4 protein-coding genes are annotated in these 1,882 nt (G+C 42.7%); all 4 read right to left on the reverse strand.

Features of this window, described 5'->3' with window-relative positions; translation table 11 throughout:
* Window positions 1-260 (reverse strand): hypothetical protein (locus tag ACR2F3_RS07595; protein ID WP_432709385.1); only part of this gene is annotated, 260 nt, incomplete at its 3' end.
* Window positions 217-609, reverse strand: coding sequence for a hypothetical protein (locus ACR2F3_RS07600; RefSeq protein ID WP_432709386.1), 393 nt, complete (start codon window positions 607-609; stop codon window positions 217-219). The genes ACR2F3_RS07600 and ACR2F3_RS07595, both read right to left, overlap by 44 nt.
* Complete coding sequence (locus tag ACR2F3_RS07605) at window positions 609-1,106, reverse strand: DUF1833 family protein (protein ID WP_432709387.1); 498 nt, start codon at window positions 1,104-1,106, stop codon at window positions 609-611. The genes ACR2F3_RS07600 and ACR2F3_RS07605 overlap by 1 nt, the downstream gene beginning before the upstream one ends.
* Window positions 1,106-1,582: a hypothetical protein gene (locus ACR2F3_RS07610; RefSeq protein ID WP_432709388.1), complete on the reverse strand. Its 477-nt coding sequence runs from the start codon at window positions 1,580-1,582 to the stop codon at window positions 1,106-1,108. Before ACR2F3_RS07610 ends, ACR2F3_RS07605 begins: the two co-directional genes overlap by 1 nt.
* Window positions 1,583-1,882: the final 300 nt, after the last annotated feature.

Raw genomic sequence — 1,882 nt, forward strand, 5'->3', positions numbered from 1 at the left:
ATTGCAATAATTGTAGCGACCTCTCCGGCTCCGCAAACAATATCAAAATCATGTTTTTTAGAGAGCAGTACCAAATTTGCTTCATCAAATTTATTTGCCGGTGTCACATCATTTTGCTGACAGGCTGGCTGCAAATAAATACGAGCCTGTGGGTGCTTTTTTTTCACCTCAATAAAGGTTTCAAGAACCTTATCTGTTCTAATATGCAGAACTTCCTCACCACCATTCAGCGGGTTCTTTAGAATGCGTAATCGGCTCATAGTATCGAATCCGTTTGTGAAAGCGTTGTATCGTGATGAGTGGTAAAAAATGCACACCCATATCGGTTAAATGCAAAACCCGGCCACAATAAAAAAGCCCCACATGGGAGCTTTGGTGCATATTGGTCATCAAGACAATGGTGCCGTTTAGCGGCTCCTTGATTTGCTTATTTCTGGTTGCCGTATGCCTTGATGTCTGTAAAGTTTCATGCAGTGACGAAGTCAGACCAATGAAACTTTCTGAGTAATCCAGCCCTAAAAGATATTCAGCTGCTTCAATCAAAAAATGCACACAATGATATTTCTCAGGGTCATACTTTCGATCCAGCAATGCATCAATACTTTTCATCAGAAAAAGGCCTTTAGACTTGGGAAATTATCTACGGTGTAAAACATGCCTGAACCGGTAGAGTTCGCTCGTTTTGTGGCTGCATTAAAAGTGGTAGCTTGATGGTCTGTGCTTCGATCCTCTACCTCATAACCTTTGACTACCTGCAAGGGAGCTTCTAAGTTATTGGATGAATAGGCTCGGTACACCACAGTAGGCCGTTCAAAGTTATTGGCATCCCGGATAATTTTAAGAAGTTGCGGAACTACCTGACCCAAATCACCTACAGTAATTTTAAGTGTCTGATCCAGGTCGTCTGAATTCGTGCCTTTGTTGATTTGCACCGGCATAAACTCATAGTTGTATACCAGTCCATCTTCATGCTTCGCTATGACACCATCAGCATGATTGGTCACATAACGCAGTGGCTTTGGCCAGAGTGGATGACTAATCTCAATCAGCTCAAGCATAGCTGCACTTGGTGAAGCATCCAGGTGAAACTTGTCTAAATCGCTCATTACACCCCCAAAGCATCCGGGAAGCTTTCATTCACCAGTTGCTCTAATAAATTCAACATGTCGACTGGATTCCCGGCCGTCCAAATATCCACAATGTTTTGGTCAAAAGCCAAATCACCATTGTTCAGTGGCTTACATCGCACTTGAAACGATACCGAATAAATTACACTGCTTCTTTCACCCACTGACAGTGAATCAGCCACAAATTGACAGGTATGATCCTGCATCTCGGATGAATCGGTAATCAGTCGCCATAAAAATGGCTTTGGTTCCAGTGTATGCAGTCGCCAAAATGCCCAGAAATACTGCGCATGAGTTTTGGTTTTAAGCAGTACAGATACATTGGTCACATGCACGTTGTTTACAAACATTCTTCGCTGACGGGCAAGGCCGCCAAGAAGCTGTTGCTCTAACATGTTGTTGCCAGGTGAAAAGGAATACCCGGCTTGCAACGGGCATAATGCGAAACTGTTCATAAATTTTACCCATTGAAAAACCGCCCTCTTATTGGGTCGGCTTATTTAAGAACTTCTATTAATTTGGCTATGGCTTGCAGTATGGGCGCTAATTGCCATGTACCTACGCCCACTATCACTAAGAAGCAGACAATGTAAGTCCAGCGCCTTAATGCTTTGCTTTCTGATAATTGATTCATTGCTTTATCAACCTTCAAATCTAGGTTAAAATTCATCTAGGGTTTGCATCCTTCTGCCATAAGGTTGTGAACACAAAAAAGCCCATGATTACGAGTCACGGGCTTTTTGTTTTTTTGGGGC

The organism is Pedobacter sp. (assembly GCF_045627485.1).
Lineage (GTDB): Bacteria > Bacteroidota > Bacteroidia > Sphingobacteriales > Sphingobacteriaceae > Pedobacter.

Coding starts and splice junctions, on each gene's coding strand:
- ACR2F3_RS07600 (WP_432709386.1), bottom strand. CDS start 609: ATGAAAAGTATTGATGCATTGCTGGATCGAAAGTATGACCCTGAGAAA.
- ACR2F3_RS07610 (WP_432709388.1), bottom strand. CDS start 1,582: ATGAACAGTTTCGCATTATGCCCGTTGCAAGCCGGGTATTCCTTTTCA.
- ACR2F3_RS07605 (WP_432709387.1), bottom strand. CDS start 1,106: ATGAGCGATTTAGACAAGTTTCACCTGGATGCTTCACCAAGTGCAGCT.